Source organism: Pseudomonas sp. AC172 (assembly GCF_979258595.1).
On the sequence record NZ_OZ409868.1, the window covers coordinates 2949510 to 2969796 of the forward strand.

Consider the following 20287-nt stretch of genomic DNA (forward strand, 5'->3'; position numbering starts at 1 on the left):
GATTGCCATGAACTACGTCAATCCAGACAAGCTGCAAGCCGCGATCCTCGACTGGGCCGGCACCGTGGTCGATTTCGGCTCTTTCGCACCGACGCAGATCTTCGTCGAAGCCTTCGCCGAGTTCGACGTGCAGGTCTCCATCGAAGAAGCCCGTGGCCCGATGGGCATGGGCAAGTGGGACCACATCCGTACCCTCTGCGATCAGCCGCAAGTGGCCGAGCGTTATCGCAAGGCGTTCGGCCGCACGCCGACCGATGACGACGTCACCGCGATCTACAACCGTTTCATGCCGCTGCAGATCGAAAAGATCGCCGAGCACTCCGCGCTGATTCCCGGCGCGCTGGAAACCATCGCCAACCTGCGTCAGCAAGGCATCAAGATCGGCTCGTGCTCCGGCTACCCAAAGCAAGTGATGGACAAGGTCGTCGAGCTGGCTGCCACCAACGGCTACGTCGCCGATCACGTGGTCGCCACCGATGAAGTGCCGAACGGCCGACCTTGGCCGGCTCAGGCGCTGGCCAACGTGATCGCGCTGGGCATCGACGATGTCGCGGCGTGCGTGAAGATCGACGACACCGTGCCGGGCATTCTCGAAGGCCGGCGCGCCGGGATGTGGACCGTCGCGCTGATCTGCTCGGGCAATGCGCTGGGTCTGGATTACGCCGGTTTCCGCGCCTTGGGCAGCGATGAGCTGGCCAGCGAACGCAAACGCATTCACGCGCTGTTCGAAGGCTCGCGCCCGCACTACATGATCGACACCATCACCGATCTTCCGGAAGTGATCGCCGACATCAACAAGCGCTTGGCCAACGGTGAGATGCCGCAGTCGAGCTGATCCCTGCCACTTTGCTGCAAACAAAAACGCCAGCGTCTGCACGACGCTGGCGTTTTTTATTGGCAAAGCCCTGATTCAGAGCATTGAAAGTCCGATCAGCCTCAGGCAAATCCGCCAAAGCGGATTACAGTTAAAGCATGCCGTCGCACAAGAACGGCCGTTTTGACCCTGATCTGTGAGGAAACACTGTATGCCGTGGACAAGTTCCGAATCCCGCTACAGCACCGTATCGGTCCTGTTGCACTGGCTGATGCTGGTCCTGTTGGTGCTGGTGTACGCCAGCATGGAGTTGCGCGGTCTGTTTCCCAAAGGCAGTGGCGGGCGCACGCTGATCCGCGAAGTGCACTACATGCTCGGCCTGACCGTGTTTGTGCTGGTGTGGTTTCGCCTGCTCGCGCGCAGCCTCGGCCCGGCGCCGAAAATCTTCCCTGCTTCGCCACAATGGCAGACTGTGCTGGCGCGGCTGATGCATTGGGCGTTGTACCTGTTCATGATCAGCATGCCGATTCTGGGCTGGCTGATTACCAGCGCCGAAGGGCATCAGGTGATGTTCTATGGTTTTGATCTGCCGCTGCTGGTCGCGCAGAACAAGGATTTCGCCAAACAGGTTGAGGGCTGGCATGTGCTCATTGCCACGATCGGCTACTGGTTGATCGGCCTGCATGCGCTGGCGGGGATCTATCACCATTATGTGGTGCGCGATAACACGCTGCTGCGGATGATGCCCAAGCGCGGTTGACCGTCAGGGGCTGGCGATAAAACCGCGCCGGCCCTGCAAGCCACCGGTATGAATGAAGATCAGCCGCGTGCCGGTTGTGAACTTGCCCGCCTCGACCTGCTGCTTGAGCGCCAGCAACGCCTTGCCGGTGTACAGCGGTTCCAGCGGTATGCCGCTGGCCTGCCCGGTTCGTTCGATAAACGCAAGCAACGCCGGATCAACCTTGGCAAAGCCGCCACGGCTGGCGTCGATCAGTTCATAACTTCCGTTGCCCTGCCCTGCGGCTTGCAGGATCGACTCGACTTGCGGCGCCACACCGTGGTCATCCGGCACAGCCAACGCGCCATAGACCGGGTGCGCCCCAGCCTCGGCGAGCACCAGACCCGCCAGTGTGGTGCCAGTGCCGCAGGCCATCCACCAGCCGTGATAATTGCTCCAGCCGAGGTCGGCCAACTGCCCCTGCGCCTGCTCCTTGATGGCCGCACAACCGAGCGCTCCCGGTAATCCGCTACCACCCTCCGGCACCGCGTGCAGATGTGGGTATTGCTCGTGCCAGGGTTGCCAGAAGCCCGGCTCGTTTCGTGCGCGATAGCCGCCGTAACCCAACCAATGCAGCTGCATGCCGAACGCCTGCAGATCCTCCACTGTCGGCGTGTCCTGCGCATGCCCGCGCAACAGCCCCACGGTTTTGAACCCCAACCGTTTGCCGGCCGCCGCCAGCGCATGCAAGTGATTGGAGTGAGCACCACCGAGACTGATGATGCCTTCGGCACCGGCACGGTCAGCGGCTTTGAGGTGTTCGATGAGTTTGAACCACTTGTTGCCGCTGATCAGCGGGTCGATCTGGTCCAGACGCAGGATCGCGACTTCAATGCCGGCGGCGGTCAGCCAGTCCAGATGAAGGTGTTCGAGGGGGGCTTGGGGTAGCCAATCGGAGGGAGGCAAAAGCATGGACGGCGATTCGATCTGGAAAGAGACAGCATTCTAGTCGCTCACAAGCCGCCATCGCGAGCAGGCACACAAGGTTCGCGGTGTGCACAAATCCTGTGGGAGCGAGCTTGCTCGCGAAAGCGGAGTGTCAGCCAATACATATGTCGACTGACACCACGCCTTCGCGAGCAGGCTCGCTCCCACAGGTTCAGCGGTGGAGCTTAGAGCTCAGCGGCGAGGCGCGAACCCTGGTTGATCGCACGCTTGGCATCCAGTTCAGCGGCGACATCCGCGCCGCCGATCAGGTGCACGTTCTGCCCCGCTTCGACCAGACCGTCATGCAATTCACGCAACGGATCCTGCCCCGCGCAAATTACAATGTTGTCCACCGCCAGCAGTTGCGGCTCGCCGGTTTCGCCGATGCGGATGCGCAGGCCTTGGTCATCGATGCTCAGGTATTCAACGCTGTTGAGCATCTGCACCTGCTTGTTCTTCAGACCGGTACGGTGAATCCAGCCGGTGGTTTTACCCAGACCATCGCCGACCTTGGTTTTCTTGCGCTGCAACAGGAACACTTCACGGGCCGGCGCGTGCGGTGCGGCTTTGATACCCGCCACGCCACCGCGTGCCTCCAGTTGCGTATCGATGCCCCACTCTTTCCAGAACGCGGCACGATCCTGACTGGTCGCCACGCCTTCATGAACGAGGAATTCCGAGACGTCAAAACCGATACCACCGGCGCCGATCACCGCTACGCGTTTGCCAACCGGTTTGCGCTCGAGGATTACGTCCAGATAACTCAGCACCTTGGCGTTGTCGACGCCCGGAATTGCCGGCACACGCGGCGCAATGCCGGTGGCGAGGATGATTTCGTCGTAACCGCCTTCAACCAGTTTTGCTACGTCGACGCGGGTGTTCAGGCACACCTCAACGTTAGTGGTCTGCAGTTTGCGCTTGAAGTAACGCAGGGTTTCGAAGAACTCTTCCTTGCCCGGCACACGTTTGGCGATGTTGAACTGACCGCCGATTTCGCTGGCCGAATCGAACAAGGTCACCTGATGGCCACGCTCGGCGGCCACGGTCGCAGCGGACAGCCCGGCGGGGCCGGCGCCGACCACGGCGACTTTCTTGATCTGCTGCACCGGCAGGTAGTTGAGTTCGGTTTCGTGGCAGGCACGCGGGTTGACCAGGCAACTGGTGAGCTTGCCGCCGAAGGTGTGATCAAGGCACGCCTGATTGCAACCGATGCAGGTGTTGATTTCGTCGGCGCGACCTTCGGCAGCCTTGTTGACGAAATCCGGATCGGCGAGGAACGGCCGCGCCATCGAGACCATGTCGGCATCGCCTTCAGCCAGAATCTGCTCGGCGATTTCCGGGGTGTTGATGCGGTTGGTGGTGATCAGCGGAATGCTCACCGAGCCACGCAACTTGGCTGTGACCTTGCTGAACGCCGCGCGCGGCACTTTGGTGGCGATGGTCGGAATGCGCGCTTCGTGCCAGCCGATACCGGTGTTGATGATGGTCGCACCGGCCTGCTCGATGGCTTTGGCCAGGGTGACGATCTCGTCCCAGGTGCTGCCGCCCTCGACCAGATCGAGCATCGACAGACGGAAAATGATGATGAAGTTCGGGCCGACCGCTTCGCGAACGCGACGAACGATTTCCACCGGCAGGCGCATGCGGTTTTCGTAGCTGCCGCCCCAACGGTCGGTGCGGTGATTGGTGTGCGCGGCGAGGAACTGGTTAATGAAATAACCTTCCGAACCCATGATCTCGACGCCGTCATACTCAGCGGTCTGCGCCAGTACCGAACAGGTGACGAAATCGCTGATCTGCTTCTCGATGCCTTCTTCATCCAGCTCTTTAGGCTTGAACGGGTTGATCGGGGCCTGAATCGCACTTGGCGCCACTTGCTTCGGGCTGTAGGCATAGCGTCCGGCGTGGAGGATCTGCATGCAGATCTTGCCGCCCGCGTCGTGCACCGCGCGGGTGACGATGCGGTGCTTGAGCGCTTCTTCTTCGGTGGTCAGCTTGGCCGCACCGGAATACACACCGCCCTCGTCGTTCGGGCCGATACCGCCAGTGACCATCAGGCCAACACCGCCGCGCGCGCGCTCAGCGAAGTACGCCGCCATGCGCTCGAAACCGCCCGGCTTTTCTTCAAGGCCCGTGTGCATCGAGCCCATCAGGGTGCGGTTGCGCAGCGTGGTGAATCCCAGGTCCAGCGGGGCCAACAGGTGCGGGTAATGAGCGGTGGTCATCGGTAACTCCACAACGAGCAATCACGGAAAAGTTGCGGGCGCTCTGCGGCTCCCGTCAGTCATGTTCGACAGACTAAGAGTCGCATCGCTGTCACTCAATGACCGTAACTGACAACTTATTGATCCAAATGCGCAGCGCCCCTTGGCAACCAGGGCCATGGGCCCTACCCTAGTCGCCATACCCTGTACCCGGTAGTTGTTGGTTTTCATGCGCAAACTTTTGTACCTGTTCTTTTCCATGGCCCTCGTCGCCGCCCTGACCACCTACGCCATGTGGGCGGCGGACCGGCCGGCGGGGCATTACCTGTCGGACTTACGCATTAAAGTGGCAGTCGACCAAGGCACCCCCGCCGATCGTGGCAATCTGCTGGGCATCCAGCCCGAGCTGTTTCCGACTGACTATCAAAACCCCGAGCGCTTGCACCGCAAACTCGCGGCTTATCTGCAGCAAGCGCAGGATCAAGGCCTGCTGAACGACAAAACCGTCGTGGTGCTGCCGGAGAACGTCGGCACCTGGCTACTGCTCAGCGGCGAAAAAGACGAGTTGTACCAGGCGCCATCCCTCGCCGAGGCGATGAACTGGCTGGCGGCAAGCAATCCGCTGCTGTTCGCCCGCGCCTGGCTCAGCGCCAACGGCAGCGACCGCCTCAACGACGCGTACCTGCGCATGAAGTCCAAGGCGATGGCCAAGGATTACCAGGCGCTGTTCGGTGGTCTGGCCAAAGAGTTTCACGTGACACTGGTGGCCGGCTCGATCGTGTTGCCGGAACCGAGCATCCGTGACGGCCGGCTGAAACCCGGCAGCGGCGCCCTGTTCAACAGCAGCGTGGTGTTCGGCCGTGACGGCGTGCCGCTTGGCCAGCCGCAGCGGCAGATGCACCCGGTGTTCGATCAGCGTGAAGTGATCGAAGGCGCAGACAAACACCAGATCAACGTGGTCGACACCCCGGCCGGACGCCTCGGCGTGCTGATTGGCAGCGACAGTTGGTATCCGGACAACTACCGCAAACTCGATGAGCAAAACGCGCAATTGGTCGCGGTACCGGCGCAGGTGTTAGGTCAGAGTGCGTGGAATCAACCGTGGCGCGGCTACAAAGGTTCAAGTACACCGGGATCAGTCAGTCTCAAGCCCGGTGAAGTCACTGAAGGACAGGCCTGGCATCGTCTGACGCTGATCGCACAACCGCCGAGCAGTCGGGCGATTGCCGGCATCAGCGTGTTCCTGCGTGGGCAGTTCTGGGACAAGGCCAGTTCCGGTCAGAGTTTCCTCAGCAGCAACGGCCAGCAGTTCGCCGATGGCGAGGCCCGTGGCGCGCGTTTGTTGAATATCTGGTTGTAACCATGAAGCCGCTGCCGATGCGCCTTGGGGATTTGTCGGTGGGTTTTGTGCACAGCCTCGCCGATGCGGTGCGCAGTCATGCGGTCGATCCGCAGCCGCTGCTGGAGCAATATGGCCTCGACGCCGCGCGACTGGCCGAGGCCGGGGCACGCTTGTCGATTCCGCGCTATATGCGTCTGGGCCACGCGGCGATTCAGCTGACCGGTAATTCGGCGCTGGGCCTGCGCATGGGCCAGCTAAGCCGCCTGAGCCAGGCCGGGCTGGCCGGTGTCACTGCCGCACAAGCGCCTACCGTACGCGAAGCCGCGCGCTGTCTGATCCGTTTCGAGGCGTTGTACGGTTCCAACTATCGCGGCCAGTCCAGTTTCCACGAAGATGCCCATGGCGCGTGGCTGCGTTTCTATTCGATCAGCCCGTATAACGCCTATAACCGCTTTGTCGTGGACTCGATCATTGCCGGGTGGCTACATCAGCTCTCCAATGTCAGCCGCGAGCCGCTGCGCGCTGAACGCATCGACATCGAATTCGAAGCGCCCGATTATCGCGAGGCTTACAGCGTACTGGGGGATTGCCCGATCCAGTTCGGCGCCGAGCGTAATCAACTGCGCCTGAACCTCAACAGCCTCGCACAACGTAATCCCGAGCATTGCCCGAGTACCTGGCGGCATCTGCTGCAACTGTGTGAACGGGAACTGGAACAATTGACCCGCACCCGCAGCCTGCGCGAACGCATCACTCAGCTATTGGGGCCGTTGCTCAATGGTGGCCGGGAACCCGACCTGGAAGAAGTGGCGGCACGTTTGAAGCTGACGACCTGGACCTTGCGGCGCAAACTGGCCGAGGAAGGCACACAGTTTCGCGCGATCCTCAACGATACGCGCCGGGACCTGGCGATGACCTACATCCGCGACACCGAACTGGCCTTCGGGGAGATCGCCTACCTGCTGGGTTTCGCTTCAGCCGAAGCGTTCCAGCGAGCCTTCAAACGCTGGAGCGGCCAGACGCCCGGCGAATTCCGTCGCAGCCATCGTAAATCCGCCTGACGCTTACAGCTCGGTGGCGTCTTCGGCGGGCTCCAGAGGATCCAGCTCGAAGGCTTGGTATTCGAGCAGCTCTTCTTGATACTCATCCATCGCGTAATCCCCCTGCTGCTCTCTTGAATGGGCCTGAGCAAATGCCCAGTGCCTCGAGCTTAACGTGCTCGTGTGAAGGAAAAGTGAAACCCGGCCTTCATGAATAAAACGTAGCAGCTGGTCAGGAATTTATCGCGGGAATTTTGTCAGGGGAATGTAACGAGATTTTAAGTGCATCAGAAACCACTGTGGGAGCGAGCTTGCTCGCGAAGGCGTCGGACCATTCAGCACAGAGGTGACTGAAAGTCCGTCTTCGCGAGCAGGCTCGCTCCCACAGGGTTTGGGGTGAGGCTGGATTATTGACCGGAGGCAGGCATCGCCGGAATCGGCTCGGATGGCGGCGGGATGTCCGGGTTGGCCGGTGGCGTGATGGTTTCGGTCGCCGGCGCAGGTTCTGCGCTCGGGGCCGGAGTGATCGGCGCGGCCTCTGCCGGTGGCGCAACCGGTTCAGACGTTACTGGCGTCGCCTCAGCAGGTGCCGGCGCCGGTTCTGCGGCCGGCGCAGGTGTCGCAGCAGGCTCAGCCGCCGGAGGTGGAGTTGGAGTCGGTGTTGGCACCAACGCTGCCGGAGCCGCCTTCGCCTCTGGCACACCCAGGTCAGCCTTGGGCTTCTCTTCGATATGCGCAGCTTTCTTCGCATCGGCCGGCAGGAATAATTCCACCAACGTAAAGAAACGCTCGTAGAACTTCTGCGACGTCACCGTCTCGCTGGCGACCTTGACCATCGAATCGTCGGACGAGCCGATCGGCATCGACACCGAACCCAGCACACCGACGCCGAGACTGGCCGAGTTGTTGGTCTTCTTCAGCGCGTAGCGATCCTGCAAGGCGTTGGCGAACATCGTCGCATGGTGTCCGGCACTGCCGTCATCGGCGCAGACCACGTTGAAGCTGATCTCCATGTGGGTATCGCCGGTTTGCTGGAAACTCTTGTGGCCACTGACCAGTTTCGGGTCACTGCTGGTGATGATGTAGCCCTGGCTGAGCAACGCACGCCGGGCCGCTTCGCAGCTCACTGCGTCGGTCACCGGGTAATTGCGCGAAAACGTACCGGAGTCATCGAAGTTCTCATGCTCATACATCGGCTTGTCTTTCGAACAGCCGGCAACAGCGGTCAACAACAGCGCCAACCCGACAACACGCATGGGAGTGGAAATCAACATTGAACATCCTGAGAGAAAACAGTCCGGGGCGTATTGTGCAACAGATCACGACCCTACGGCGCATGGATTAGTGTCTTAAAGCAGTTACAACACTATCGACCGTCAGTTGCGGGGAAAAGTCGCAACGCCAGATGATCGATGAACACGCGCAATTTCGCTGTGGCGTGCCGACTCGATGGCCATAGGACCCAGAACTGCCCGGTGTGTTCAAGATGCGCGTCGAGCACGCGACGCAAGTGCCCTTGCGCCTCGGCCTCGCGGGTCATGAAATCCGGCAGACAGGCAATGCCCATGCCGGCCAGTGCCGCGTGGCTTACCGCCTCAATCGACGTGCTGACCAACCGCGTCGGCAACGTCGGCTCTGCGGCTCCCTGCGCGCGAATCAGCGGCCAGTTTTCCAGTTTTCCAGTGGCATGAAAGGTGTGCCGAAGGCACGCGTGCACCGCCAGATCGCCCGGCGCTTGCGGCACGCCGCGCTGCGCCAGATAAGCCGGACTGGCCACCAGCACCATGTGAAATTCGCCCAACGGTCGCGCCATCAGTCGCGAATCCCGGGGTTTACCAGTGCGGATTACGGCATCGAAACCTTCTTCAACCACATCGACCATGCGATCGGTCAAATCCAGATCCAGTTCAATCTGCGGATACAACGCCATGAACTCGTTCATCACCGGCATCACCAGTCCATGTACCTGCGGCAGACTGATGCGCAACTTGCCGTGGGGTTTGGCAGCGGCATCGCACAGTTCGAACTCCGCCGCCTCGACTTCCGCAAGAATCTTGCGACAGCGTTCAAGAAACAGCGCCCCTTCACTGGTCAACGTGACGCTGCGGGTGGTGCGCTGAAACAGCCGCACGCCCAGTCGCGCCTCCAGCCGCGCAATGCTTTTGCCCACCGCCGACGATGACACCCCTTGCAGCCGGCCAGCCTCAGTGAAACTGCGCGTCTCGGCGACCTGAACAAACACCGAAATACCGCCAAGGCTATCCATACCACCCTCCCATTGCTGACATCCGTGTCCGATATGTTCGGAACCTTAACCCGTTTTTCGCCGATGTGCAGCGCCCTACCCTGTGTTTCTCGTCAACTTTGCACATGGATGCCGCCTCATGAACGATGCCCAACTCGGTTGCCCCGCACTTGAACACCCTGCCGATCGCCACGAGCGATTACCCCTCGGCGCACTGCTGGCACTGGCCACTGCCGGATTCATTACGGTCATGACCGAAGCCATGCCCGCCGGCCTGTTACCGCAGATGAGCAGCGGCCTGAATGTTTCCCAGGCGCTGATCGGGCAATTGGTCACGCTGTATGCGATCGGCTCGATCCTGGCGGCGATCCCACTGACGATCGCCACCCGAGGCTGGCGAAGAAAACCGCTGCTGCTGGCCGCCATCGGCGGCTTTGCCATCGCCAACAGCATCACCGCCCTGTCGGAATGGTACTGGCTGACGCTGATTGCACGGTTTATTGCCGGCATATTTGCCGGGTTGCTGTGGGCACTGCTGGCGGGATACGCGAGCCGTATGGTCGCGCCACACCTGCAAGGCCGCGCCATCACCGTCGCGATGCTCGGCGCACCGCTTGCGCTGTCACTGGGAATACCCGCCGGCACCCTGCTCGGCACCCTGGTGGGCTGGCGCCTGAGCTTCGCCATCATGACCGCGCTGACCGTTGTGCTGGTGATCTGGGTACAGTGGCAAGTCCCGGACTTCGCCGGCGAACGCGCGGGAAACCGCCTGCCACTGCGTCAGGTGTTCACCTTGCCGGGCGTGCGATCCGTGTTGTTGGTCACGCTTACCTACGTCGTCGCGCACAACTTGTTGTACACCTACATCGCGCCGTTCCTGCAGCCATCCGGGCTTGATGCCAATGTCGACCGCGTGCTGCTGGTATTCGGCCTCGCCTCGGTGCTGAGCCTGTGGATCGTCGGCAGCCTGATTGACCGCTGGCTGCGCGAACTGGTGTTGATCAGTGCCGGGCTGTTCATGCTGTCAGCGGTCGTGCTGGGCCTGTGGCGCGATTCGCCGATTGTCATTTACATCGCTACCGCTGTCTGGGGACTGGCGTTCGGCGCCATGCCATCGTTGCTGCAAACCGCATCTGCCAAAACCGCGAAAGAGGCTGCCGATACAGCGCAATCGATGCTGGTGACGCTATGGAATGTCGGGATTGCTGGCGGTGGCTTGGTCGGAGGTCTGTTACTGGGAAACCTTGGGGTGGGGACATTTCCGTGGATCGTTGCAGGATTGCTGGTATTGACCTTGTCTGTGGCGGTCAACGCTCGGGACCAAGGTTTTCCAAAAGCTGGATGAGACCGATTGCCCGCTGGATTAAATCCGGTCTGCTGGAAATTGGTCGACTGACAGGCCGCCTTCGCGAGCAAGCTCGCTCCTACAATTGGAATGAGTACATCTGCAAAAACAGGTCGGCCGGTAGGCCGCCTTTGCGAGCAGGCTCACTCCTAAAATTGGAATGAGTACATCTGCAAAAACAGGTCGGCTGGTAGGCTACCTTCGCGAGCAGGCTCACTCCCACAGAAGAGCAAAAACACAGAACCGCAAACACCTCGCGCAGCTTCGCTTCTCACCACTCAACAGGATGAGCGTTAGCTCGGCTGCAGCTTTTGATCTTGATCCACCGGTCCCGTCGGCAGGCTGAGTGGAGGGGTTTATCCGGGGGTGGGAGCGCAGCGACCGTTTGGCGGAGCCAAACACATCGAGAGGAGGTGCAGCGAAGCAAACCGTAGGCGATGCCCCCCGGATGAATCCCGGAGCGAAGGAACCCCGAGCTTTAGCGAGCGGGCCGAACGTTGGGACAAGCCTTTTTGGGTACTTTTTCGGCGTCTGGAAAAAGTGCCTCGCCGTAAGGGCGAAACCGCCAACGGCACCCCCCGAAGCAACGGATATTCACCTAAAACCCCAAGAGCATGGCCGGCCCAAAGGCCGCCAAGACCCGGCACCCAGAGCAAAAAAAAGCCCCGACCTATTCAGGCCGGGGCTCTCATCACATCTCAGTCAACCATCAAAACCGCTTGATGTCCGCCTGAGCTTCCAACTGCTTGCGATACGCCGCAAAGTCCTGCTGCCCCTCACGCGAAGCAAGGAAACGACGGTACTGAACCTTCTCTTCATCCGTCGGCGCAGCCGCTTCGTTAACGCCGTTCAGACGCACAATCATCAGACTACCGTCCGGCAAAGTGACGCTGGTGAACGTCGGCTTGTCCTTCGCAGCCGGCTTCGGCATACGGAACAACGCTTGCAGCACCGCCGGATCAACACCTTCCTGACCACGGGTGGCCGCTTCGGTAGCTTTCCAGTTCTGCCCGTCAACCGCCTTGTCCAGAGGAGCCTTGCCATCGCGCAGATCAGCAATCAGCTTCTCGGCCTTGGTCTTGGCAGCCGCGCTCGCGTGCTCTTTGGTCAACTGAGTGCGGATGGCCACATTCACGCTTTCCAGCGGCAGTTGCGCAGGCTTCAGGTGCTCCTTGGAGCGCAGCACGATCACGGTTTCCGGATCCAGTTCGATGGCGGTGCTGTTGGCACCCTCGTCGATCACTTCAGTGCTGAACGCAGCGGTGACAACGGCACGGTTGGCCGCAACACCTTCGCCACCTTCCCGGCCGAACGGCTTGGAGGTGTGCACGGTCAGTTTCAGATCCGCCGCTGGCTGAGCCAGGTCAGACGCTTCGAACGCCGAGTCTTCCAGTTGCTTGGTCGCCTCGACGAAACGCTGTTCGACCTGTGCGGCTTTCAGCTCGCGGGTCAGCTTGTCTTTCAGGCTGGCCAGGGTCGGCACTTCCGGCGCTTCCACGCCCAACAACTTGATCAGGTGATAACCGAAGTCAGTACGAATCGGCTCGGACACCTGGTCTTTCGACAGGGAGTACAAGGCTTTTTCGAACGCCGGATCGTAAACGCCAGGACCTGCATAACCGAGGTCACCGCCATTGTTGGCCGAACCCGGGTCCTGGGAGAACTCTTTGGCCAGCGCTTCGAACTTCTCGCCCTTGGCCAGACGCGCCTGGACGTCGTCGATCTTCGCCTTGGCCTGAGCTTCGGTGGTCTTGTCGTTCACTTCGATCAGAATGTGCGCGGCACGACGCTGTTCCGACAGGTTGGCGATCTCTTTCTGATACGCCGCCTGCAGGTCTTCGTCTTTCACGGCAACCTGATCGAAGAACGAAGACTTCTTCAGCTCTACGTAATCGATGATCACCTGGTCCGGAGTCATGAACTCCTTGGCGTGCTCGTCGTAGTAAGCCTTGACTTCGTCGTCGGTCAGCTTGACCGCCGCCGGGTCAGCCTTGACGTTCAGGGTGGCGAAATCGCGTGTCTGTTTTTCCAGACGGGCGAATGCCAGCACTTCAGCGTCAGTCACAAAACCGCTGCCTGCCACACCAGCACGCAGTTGGCCGATCAGCATCTCCTGAGCCAGCATCTGGCGGAACTGCATGCGGCTGTAACCCAGTTGACGGATTACCTGGTCGAAACGCTCGGAGCTGAACTTGCCGTCCACCTGGAATTCAGGTGTCTGCAGGATCACTTGGTCCAGTGCACCTTCGGAGAAGGCGAATTTCGCTTGTTCGGCACCTTGCAGCAGCAGCTTGCGATCGATCAGACCCTTGAGGGCCGATTCGCGGAGCATTTTTTCGTCGAGCAAAGACGCATCGAAGTCTTTGCCCAGCTGTTGCATCAGCTGACGGCGTTGCATATCAACGGCCTGGCTCAGCTCGTTCTGGCTGATTTCATCACCGTTGACCTTGGCCGCCTCATTCTTGTGAGTCGTGGCCTGGAAAATGGCGTCGAAACCGGTCAGAGCCATCAGTGCAACGATGACCCCGATAATGGTCTTGGCAATCCAGCCTTGTGAATTGTCCCTGATATTCTGCAGCATGCGTCCCCCAGAAACGGTTGAACTTCAAAATTAGGCAACCGTGGAGCGTGGGTAGAATCCGGATAGAAGAAAGGCGCATCCGAGGATGCGCCTTCTCGTAACTGGCGGAGCGGACAGGGCTCGAACCCTCGATCCCGGCGTTACAGGCAACTGTTTCAGCTACCTGCTCTACCGCTCCGCTGCCAAGTCAGGCATGACCCCGACCCGGATGGGTAAAAACCTGAAAACTTAGTTAACAGCTTCTTTCAGTGCTTTACCGGCTTTGAAACCTGGCTTCTTGGCAGCCGGGATTTCCAGAGTCTTGCCGGTCTGAGGGTTACGACCGGTACGAGCCGGACGGTCCGTCACGGAGAAAGTACCGAAACCAACCAGAACAACGGAGTCGCCAGCCTTCAGAGCGCCAGTGACGGATTCGATTACAGCGTCCAGCGCACGGCCAGCAGCAGCTTTCGGGATATCAGCGGATGCAGCGATAGCATCAATCAGTTCCGACTTGTTCACTCTAAGTCCCCTTATATCTATTTTGAGATGATTCTAAGTTTTTTGGTGAAAGCAAAAACGAGTGCTGAATGGCCTACAGACACTTAAGAGCCGCTTTATAACAAGGGCTCTAAAAAACTGTCAAGGAAGCCCCCCAAGCAAAAGCGTATTAATGCGTGCTAATTCTTTCCTTAGAGTCAGACTCACGTTTTTCGTCCTTGGCAACTATCTCCGGAGCCACATCCGGCAAGGGCTCCGGCGCGTATTGCAGCGCAATTTGCAGGACCTCGTCAATCCATTTAACCGGTTTAATCTGCAGATCCTGCTTGATATTGTCAGGAATCTCCTTCAGATCACGCACGTTCTCTTCCGGAATAATCACGATCTTGATTCCGCCGCGGTGAGCCGCCAGCAGTTTTTCCTTCAGGCCACCAATCGCCAGCACCTGACCACGCAAGGTAATTTCACCAGTCATAGCGACATCGGCGCGCACCGGGATGCCGGTCAATGCCGATACCAGTGCCGTGCACATGCCTACACCAGCGCTAGGGCCGTCCTTCGGGGTCGCCCCTTCCGGCATGTGGATGTGTGTGTCGCGCTTCTCGTGGAAGTCCAGAGGAATGCCAAGGCTCTTGGCGCGGCTGCGCACAACAGTCAGCGCGGCAGTGATCGATTCGACCATTACATCGCCCAGCGAACCGGTCTTGATCAGTTGACCTTTACCCGGCACAACCGCGGCTTCGATGGTCAGCAACTCGCCGCCCACCTGTGTCCAGGCAAGGCCGGTCACCTGACCGATCTGATCCTGCTGTTCGGCCAGACCGTAACGGAACTTGCGCACACCGAGGAAGTGCTCCAGCAGGTCAGCTGTCACTTTCACCGAGAAGCGTTTCTCCATTGCGTGCTCTTTCACCGCTTTGCGGCAGACCTTGGCGATCTGGCGTTCGAGGCCACGCACACCCGCTTCACGGGTGTAGTAACGGATGATGTCGCGGATCGCTTCTGCTTCGAATTCCAGCTCGCCTTTCTTCAGACCATTGGCGGCGATCTGTTTTGGCGAGAGATATTTGACGGCAATGTTGATCTTCTCGTCTTCGGTGTAGCCCGGCAGACGGATGACTTCCATCCGGTCGAGCAGCGCCGGCGGGATGTTCATCGAATTCGAGGTGCACAGGAACATCACATCCGAGAGGTCGTAATCGACTTCCAGATAGTGGTCGTTGAAGTTGTGGTTCTGCTCAGGATCGAGCACTTCCAGCAACGCCGACGCCGGATCGCCACGCATGTCACTGCCCATTTTGTCGATTTCATCGAGCAGGAACAGCGGGTTGCGCACCCCCACCTTTGTCATCTTTTGAATCAATCTTCCTGGCATCGAACCGATGTAAGTCCGACGGTGACCACGAATTTCCGCTTCATCACGCACGCCACCGAGGGCCATGCGCACGAACTTGCGGTTGGTGGCGTGGGCAATCGACTCCGCCAGCGAGGTTTTACCCACGCCCGGAGGACCGACCAGGCACAACACCGGGCCACGGATTTTCTTCACGCGTTTTTGCACGGCGAGGTATTCAAGGATACGTTCCTTGACCTCTTCGAGACCGTAGTGATCGGCATCGAGAATGTCTTCTGCACGCGCGAGGTCCAGGCGAACCTTGCTCTGCGCCTTCCACGGCACCTGCACCAGCCAGTCGATGTACGAGCGCACCACGGTGGCCTCAGCGGACATCGGCGACATCTGCTTGAGCTTGTTCAGCTCGGCAGTGGCCTTGGCCAGCGCGTCTTTCGGCAGACCGGCAGCGTCGATACGCTTTTTCAGGTCTTCGATTTCGTTGTGGCCTTCGTCGCTGTCGCCGAGCTCTTTCTGAATGGCCTTCATCTGCTCATTCAGGTAGTACTCGCGCTGACTGCGCTCCATTTGTTTTTTGACGCGGCCACGAATGCGTTTTTCGACTTGCAGCAGATCGATCTCGGCATCCAGCAACGCCAGAACGTGCTCGACCCGGGCCGACAAATCGATGATTTCGAGAATTTCCTGCTTCTGCTCGATTTTCAGCGCCATGTGCGCGGCCATGGTGTCGACCAGACGACCCGGTTCATCGATGCTGTTGAGCGACGACAGGACTTCAGCCGGGACTTTCTTGCCCAGCTGCACATATTGTTCGAACTGCGACAGCAGCGTACGCACGAACACTTCGGATTCACGCTCGGCAGCGTCGACTTCTTCGATCAACGAGACTTCGGCACGGCAGTGGCCGTCGACTTCGCTGAAGCGCTCGACGGTGCCGCGCTGCTCACCCTCAACCAGAACCTTTACGGTGCCATCAGGCAGCTTGAGCAACTGGAGAACGGTGGCGATGGTTCCTACGCGATAGAGCGCGTCTTCACCGGGATCGTCGTCAGCCGGGTTTCTCTGGGCCAGCAGCAGGATCTGCTTGTCGCCCGTCATCGCGGCCTCGAGGGCTTCGATGGATTTCTCGCGCCCCACGAACAGCGGGATAACCATGTGCGGATAAACCACGACATCACGCAATGGCAGGAGAGGCAATTCGATGGTTGTCTTCATGATTTCGCCTCTACGGCGGCCATATGGCCGTAATCAGATGGAATTGAGCTTGAAACCAAGATGGGGGCTGCCTTGAAAAAAAACAAGCGCAAAGCGGATGTAAAAAATGACATAAAAAAAAAGAGGCCCGAAGGCCCCTTCTTTGTTGCGGCGCAGTGGACGCTTACGCGTCCGGTGCTGCCTTGGCGGTCGGCTCACTGTTTTCGTAGATATACAGTGGCTTGGACTTGCCTTCGATCACGCTTTCATCGATCACGACTTTGCTCACCTCGGACTGCGAGGGGATTTCATACATCGTGTCGAGCAGTACACCTTCGAGAATCGAACGCAGGCCACGGGCACCGGTTTTACGTTCCAGGGCACGCTTGGCGACCGATTTCAGCGCGTCGGTCCGGAACTCCAGATCCACGCCTTCCATCTCGAACAGCTTGGCATACTGTTTGGTCAGAGCATTTTTCGGCTCGGTGAGGATCTGCATCAGCGCAGCCTCATCCAGCTCGTCCAGCGTCGCGAGGACCGGCAGACGACCGACGAATTCCGGGATCAGACCGAACTTGACCAGATCGTCAGGCTCGACTTCACGCAGGGATTCACCGACTTTCTTGCCCTCTTCCTTGCTGCGCACTTCTGCGTTGAAACCGATGCCGCCTTTGGTGGAACGGTTTTGAATAACCTTTTCCAGACCGGAGAACGCACCACCACAGATGAACAGGATGTTACGGGTGTCGACCTGCAGGAATTCCTGCTGCGGGTGCTTGCGACCACCTTGCGGCGGTACGGAAGCGACCGTGCCTTCGATCAACTTGAGCAAGGCCTGTTGCACGCCTTCACCGGAAACGTCCCGGGTGATCGACGGGTTGTCGGACTTGCGGGAAATCTTGTCGATTTCATCGATGTAGACAATACCCATCTGGGCTTTCTCTACGTCGTAATCGCACTTCTGCAGCAGCTTCTGAATGATGTTCTCGACATCTTCACCCACATAACCCGCCTCGGTGAGAGTGGTTGCGTCGGCGATGGTGAACGGAACGTTCAGCAAGCGGGCCAGTGTTTCGGCCAGCAGGGTTTTACCGGAGCCTGTCGGGCCGATCAGCAGGATGTTGCTCTTGCCGAGTTCGACGTCGTCAGCCTTTTTGTCACGCTGGTTCAGGCGCTTGTAGTGGTTGTACACCGCTACGGCCAAAACCTTTTTCGCACGCTCCTGACCAATGACGTACTGGTCAAGGATGCCGCTGATTTCTTTAGGCGAAGGCAATTTATGCGCGCTGCTTTCGGCCTGGGCTTCCTGCACCTCCTCGCGGATGATGTCATTGCACAGGTCGACGCACTCGTCGCAGATAAAGACCGAGGGGCCGGCAATCAATTTGCGCACTTCATGCTGGCTTTTGCCACAGAAGGAGCAATAGAGCAGCTTGCCGTTGTCCTCGCCGTTGCGGGTGTCAGTCATTCGTTCGATCCAAATCCGATAGGCTTGCAACACAAGATGAAGGCTATTGCGGGCTTTTTCAAGCCCGCCGCTGATCGGCCAAGCCGACCAAGCCTATTTTGAGCTGCTTATTTTAAGCTGGGCGCTGGTTGATCACTTCGTCGATCAGGCCATATTCCTTCGCAGCTTCTGCACTCATGAAGTTGTCGCGATTGGTATCGCGCTCGATTTCTTCCAGAGTACGCCCGCTGTGCTTGGCCATCAGCGTGTTCAGGCGCTCGCGAATGAAGAGGATTTCCTTGGCGTGGATTTCGATGTCCGACGCCTGGCCCTGGAAACCGCCCAGTGGCTGGTGAATCATCACGCGCGAGTTCGGCAGGCAGAAACGCTTGCCCGGGGCACCTGCGGTCAGCAGGAATGCACCCATGCTGCAGGCCTGGCCGATGCAGGTGGTCGATACGTTCGGCTTGATGAACTGCATGGTGTCGTAGATCGACATGCCTGCAGTCACCGAACCGCCCGGGGAGTTGATGTAAAGATGGATGTCCTTGTCCGGGTTTTCCGCTTCAAGGAACAGCAGTTGCGCGCAGATCAGGTTGGCCATGTAGTCCTCTACCGGACCAACCAGAAAGATCACTCGCTCCTTGAGCAGGCGCGAATAGATGTCATAGGCGCGTTCGCCACGAGCAGATTGCTCGACAACCATCGGGACCAGGCCGCCGGCGGCCTGGATATCAGAGTTCTGCTGAATATAAGAATTACGGAACATGCTCTGCAGTCGCTCCCAAATAGTTATGTCTTGAATACGCATAAGCCAGCTCGAGAGCTGGCTTATGGTGTGTACTTCTTAACGCAAAATCAATCAGTCGGCTGTTGGAGCTTCTACCGGCTTGACTGCTTCTTCGTAAGAGACCGCTTTGTCGGTCACACTAGCTTTCTGCAGAACAGTATCCACAACTTGTTCTTCCAGCACAACCGAACGCACTTCGTTCAGCTGCTGCTCGTTTTTGTAGTACCACGACACAACCTGCTCAGGCTCCTGGTAAGCCGAAGCCATTTCCTGAATCATTTCGCGAACGCGAGCTTCGTCAGGCTTCAGGTCGAATTGCTTGACCACTTCAGCAACGATCAGACCCAGCACAACGCGGCGCTTGGCCTGCTCTTCGAACAGCTCGGCCGGCAGTTGATCAGGCTTGATGTTGCCGCCGAACTGCTGAACAGCCTGCACGCGCAGACGATCAACTTCGTTGGACAGCAGCGCCTTAGGCACTTCGATCGGGTTGGTGGCCAGCAGACCGTCCATTACCTGATTCTTGACCTTGGATTTGATCGCCTGACGCAGTTCACGCTCCATGTTCTTGCGAACTTCGGTGCGGAAACCGTCGATGCCGCTTTCCTTGATACCGAATTGAGCGAAGAATTCTTCGTTCAGCTCTGGCAGTTTAGGCTCGGAAACAGTGTTGACGGTCACGGTGAACTCGGCGGTTTTGCCAGCCAGGTCCAGGTTCTGATAGTCCTCTGGGAAGGTCAGGTTCAGAACGCGCTCTTCGCCGGCTTTGGCGCCAACCAGGCCTTCTTCGAAGCCCGGGATCATGCGGCCGGAACCCAGCACCAGCTGAGTGCCCTTGGCGGAACCGCCAGCGAACACTTCGCCGTCAACCTTGCCAACGAAATCGATGTTCAGTTGGTCTTCGTTCTGGGCAGCGCGATCGGCCACTTCAAAACGGGTGTTCTGCTTGCGCAGGATGTCGAGCATTTTGTCCAGGTCAGCGTCAGCCACGTCAGCGCTCAGGCGCTCAACGGTGATGCCGTCGAAACCGGCAACGGTGAACTCAGGGAACACTTCGAATACAGCAACGTATTCCAGATCCTTGCCAGCTTCGAGCGACTTAGGCTCGATCGAAGGCGAACCAGCCGGGTTCAGCTTCTGCTCAACCACAGCTTCGTAGAAGGAGGACTGGATAACATCACCGACAGCTTCCTGACGAGCATCAGCACCGAAACGGCGCTTGATTTCGCTCATTGGCACTTTGCCTGGACGGAAGCCAGCAATCTTGGCCTTTTGGGCAGTCTGCTGCAGACGCTTGTTGACCTGGCTCTCAATGCGCTCAGCCGGCACGGTGACGCTCATGCGGCGCTCAAGAGCAGTAGTATTTTCAACAGAAACTTGCATGGATATTCCTCGTTGCACAGACGTTAGCCGGCCGTTTCCGACCCCAGAATCAAGGGCATGCATTCTAGTGGGTCAAACTCAAGAAGTCACCCTACTGAAAACGGGTAAAAAAACAGCAGGCATATTATCGGGGCCACTACACCAATGCAGTGCGCCCCACAGGCGAATACAACCAATCACGCCAGGGCTCTGCGCCAACCGCTTCTATATATAGAAGAGATTGCCGTTCACTCCCTGACGGCCGTTCTTGCAAGCAAGCCCGGCGAGCAGCGCAGCATCATCGAGCAACATAAATACGACGAAGCGCCCTGCCCTTGCGCCCCGAAACCGACAATCGCCGGTTTTCAGAACCGCTAAAACAAAAAA

At 58.9% G+C, this 20287-nt stretch carries 15 protein-coding genes; 5 read left to right on the top strand and 10 right to left on the bottom strand.

The genetic code is table 11. The features are described 5' to 3' along the window. The first annotated feature begins 7 nt into the window (after positions 1-7). Both phnX and ACZ0A4_RS13150 read left to right on the top strand, forming a co-directional pair. The gene (phnX, locus tag ACZ0A4_RS13145) at positions 8-835 is read left to right on the top strand and encodes a phosphonoacetaldehyde hydrolase (protein ID WP_463575056.1); all 828 of its coding nucleotides are present in this window, start codon (positions 8-10) and stop codon (positions 833-835) included. A 190-nt stretch (positions 836-1025) separates the two neighbouring features. Next, positions 1026-1574 carry a cytochrome b gene (locus ACZ0A4_RS13150; RefSeq protein ID WP_463575058.1) on the top strand — a complete coding sequence of 183 codons (549 nt, stop codon included), beginning with the start codon at positions 1026-1028 and terminating at the stop codon, positions 1572-1574. A 3-nt stretch (positions 1575-1577) separates the two neighbouring features. Here ACZ0A4_RS13150 and ACZ0A4_RS13155 read toward each other — a convergent pair whose 3' ends face one another. Together ACZ0A4_RS13155 and ACZ0A4_RS13160 are read right to left on the bottom strand one after the other, a co-directional pair. Beyond that, positions 1578-2504 (bottom strand): 1-aminocyclopropane-1-carboxylate deaminase/D-cysteine desulfhydrase, encoded by a 927-nt coding sequence (locus tag ACZ0A4_RS13155; protein WP_463575059.1) that lies wholly within the window; start codon positions 2502-2504, stop codon positions 1578-1580. Between the two features lie 200 nt (positions 2505-2704). Beyond that, positions 2705-4744, bottom strand: a complete 2040-nt coding sequence (locus tag ACZ0A4_RS13160; protein WP_463575061.1) for a 2,4-dienoyl-CoA reductase FMN-binding domain-containing protein — start codon at positions 4742-4744, stop codon at positions 2705-2707. Positions 4745-4952: 208 nt separating this feature from the next. Here ACZ0A4_RS13160 and ACZ0A4_RS13165 point away from each other — a divergent pair, with 208 nt between their 5' ends. Further along, complete coding sequence (locus ACZ0A4_RS13165) at positions 4953-6083, top strand: carbon-nitrogen hydrolase family protein (protein ID WP_463575062.1); 1131 nt, start codon at positions 4953-4955, stop codon at positions 6081-6083. Between the two features lie 2 nt (positions 6084-6085). Beyond that, positions 6086-7126, top strand: a complete 1041-nt coding sequence (locus ACZ0A4_RS13170) for an AraC family transcriptional regulator (RefSeq protein WP_463575063.1) — start codon at positions 6086-6088, stop codon at positions 7124-7126. 386 nt (positions 7127-7512) lie between these two features. On the opposite strand, the gene ACZ0A4_RS13175 is transcribed toward ACZ0A4_RS13170, so the two are convergent. Both ACZ0A4_RS13175 and ACZ0A4_RS13180 read right to left on the bottom strand, forming a co-directional pair. Beyond that, positions 7513-8379, bottom strand: coding sequence for a DUF2242 domain-containing protein (locus tag ACZ0A4_RS13175; RefSeq protein WP_463575064.1), 867 nt, complete (start codon positions 8377-8379; stop codon positions 7513-7515). Between the two features lie 92 nt (positions 8380-8471). Beyond that, positions 8472-9371 carry a LysR family transcriptional regulator gene (locus ACZ0A4_RS13180; protein WP_463575066.1) on the bottom strand — a complete coding sequence of 300 codons (900 nt, stop codon included), beginning with the start codon at positions 9369-9371 and terminating at the stop codon, positions 8472-8474. Positions 9372-9489: 118 nt separating this feature from the next. Here ACZ0A4_RS13180 and ACZ0A4_RS13185 point away from each other — a divergent pair, with 118 nt between their 5' ends. Then, positions 9490-10695 carry an MFS transporter gene (locus tag ACZ0A4_RS13185; protein ID WP_463575067.1) on the top strand — a complete coding sequence of 402 codons (1206 nt, stop codon included), beginning with the start codon at positions 9490-9492 and terminating at the stop codon, positions 10693-10695. Between the two features lie 709 nt (positions 10696-11404). Here ACZ0A4_RS13185 and ACZ0A4_RS13190 read toward each other — a convergent pair. The 6 genes from ACZ0A4_RS13190 to tig form a co-directional block, all read right to left on the bottom strand. Continuing rightward, entirely contained in the window at positions 11405-13276 is a 1872-nt protein-coding gene (locus ACZ0A4_RS13190; protein ID WP_463575069.1) for a SurA N-terminal domain-containing protein, read from the bottom strand. 228 nt (positions 13277-13504) lie between these two features. After that, positions 13505-13777, bottom strand: coding sequence for an HU family DNA-binding protein (locus ACZ0A4_RS13195; RefSeq protein ID WP_003183171.1), 273 nt, complete (start codon positions 13775-13777; stop codon positions 13505-13507). Positions 13778-13925: 148 nt separating this feature from the next. Then, the gene (gene lon, locus ACZ0A4_RS13200; protein ID WP_463575071.1) at positions 13926-16322 is read right to left on the bottom strand and encodes an endopeptidase La; all 2397 of its coding nucleotides are present in this window, start codon (positions 16320-16322) and stop codon (positions 13926-13928) included. A gap of 163 nt (positions 16323-16485) precedes the next feature. Then, positions 16486-17769: an ATP-dependent Clp protease ATP-binding subunit ClpX gene (gene clpX, locus ACZ0A4_RS13205; protein WP_003223632.1), complete on the bottom strand. Its 1284-nt coding sequence runs from the start codon at positions 17767-17769 to the stop codon at positions 16486-16488. Positions 17770-17881: 112 nt separating this feature from the next. Then, on the bottom strand, positions 17882-18517 hold the full coding sequence (clpP, locus tag ACZ0A4_RS13210; protein ID WP_007951559.1) for an ATP-dependent Clp endopeptidase proteolytic subunit ClpP: 636 nt from the start codon (positions 18515-18517) through the stop codon (positions 17882-17884). Between the two features lie 93 nt (positions 18518-18610). Beyond that, a complete protein-coding gene (gene tig / locus ACZ0A4_RS13215; RefSeq protein WP_463575072.1) occupies positions 18611-19921 on the bottom strand; it encodes a trigger factor in 1311 nt (436 codons plus the stop codon). Positions 19922-20287: the final 366 nt, after the last annotated feature.

Bases quoted from the DNA above. Each gene is read 5' to 3' on its own strand.
- phnX (WP_463575056.1), top strand. From the start codon at position 8: ATGAACTACGTCAATCCAGACAAGCTGCAAGCCGCGATCCTCGACTGG.
- ACZ0A4_RS13150 (WP_463575058.1), top strand. From the start codon at position 1,026: ATGCCGTGGACAAGTTCCGAATCCCGCTACAGCACCGTATCGGTCCTG.
- ACZ0A4_RS13155 (WP_463575059.1), bottom strand. From the start codon at position 2,504: ATGCTTTTGCCTCCCTCCGATTGGCTACCCCAAGCCCCCCTCGAACAC.
- ACZ0A4_RS13160 (WP_463575061.1), bottom strand. From the start codon at position 4,744: ATGACCACCGCTCATTACCCGCACCTGTTGGCCCCGCTGGACCTGGGA.
- ACZ0A4_RS13165 (WP_463575062.1), top strand. From the start codon at position 4,953: ATGCGCAAACTTTTGTACCTGTTCTTTTCCATGGCCCTCGTCGCCGCC.
- ACZ0A4_RS13170 (WP_463575063.1), top strand. From the start codon at position 6,086: ATGAAGCCGCTGCCGATGCGCCTTGGGGATTTGTCGGTGGGTTTTGTG.
- ACZ0A4_RS13175 (WP_463575064.1), bottom strand. From the start codon at position 8,379: ATGTTGATTTCCACTCCCATGCGTGTTGTCGGGTTGGCGCTGTTGTTG.
- ACZ0A4_RS13180 (WP_463575066.1), bottom strand. From the start codon at position 9,371: ATGGATAGCCTTGGCGGTATTTCGGTGTTTGTTCAGGTCGCCGAGACG.
- ACZ0A4_RS13185 (WP_463575067.1), top strand. From the start codon at position 9,490: ATGAACGATGCCCAACTCGGTTGCCCCGCACTTGAACACCCTGCCGAT.
- ACZ0A4_RS13190 (WP_463575069.1), bottom strand. From the start codon at position 13,276: ATGCTGCAGAATATCAGGGACAATTCACAAGGCTGGATTGCCAAGACC.
- lon (WP_463575071.1), bottom strand. From the start codon at position 16,322: ATGAAGACAACCATCGAATTGCCTCTCCTGCCATTGCGTGATGTCGTG.
- clpX (WP_003223632.1), bottom strand. From the start codon at position 17,769: ATGACTGACACCCGCAACGGCGAGGACAACGGCAAGCTGCTCTATTGC.
- clpP (WP_007951559.1), bottom strand. From the start codon at position 18,517: ATGTTCCGTAATTCTTATATTCAGCAGAACTCTGATATCCAGGCCGCC.
- tig (WP_463575072.1), bottom strand. From the start codon at position 19,921: ATGCAAGTTTCTGTTGAAAATACTACTGCTCTTGAGCGCCGCATGAGC.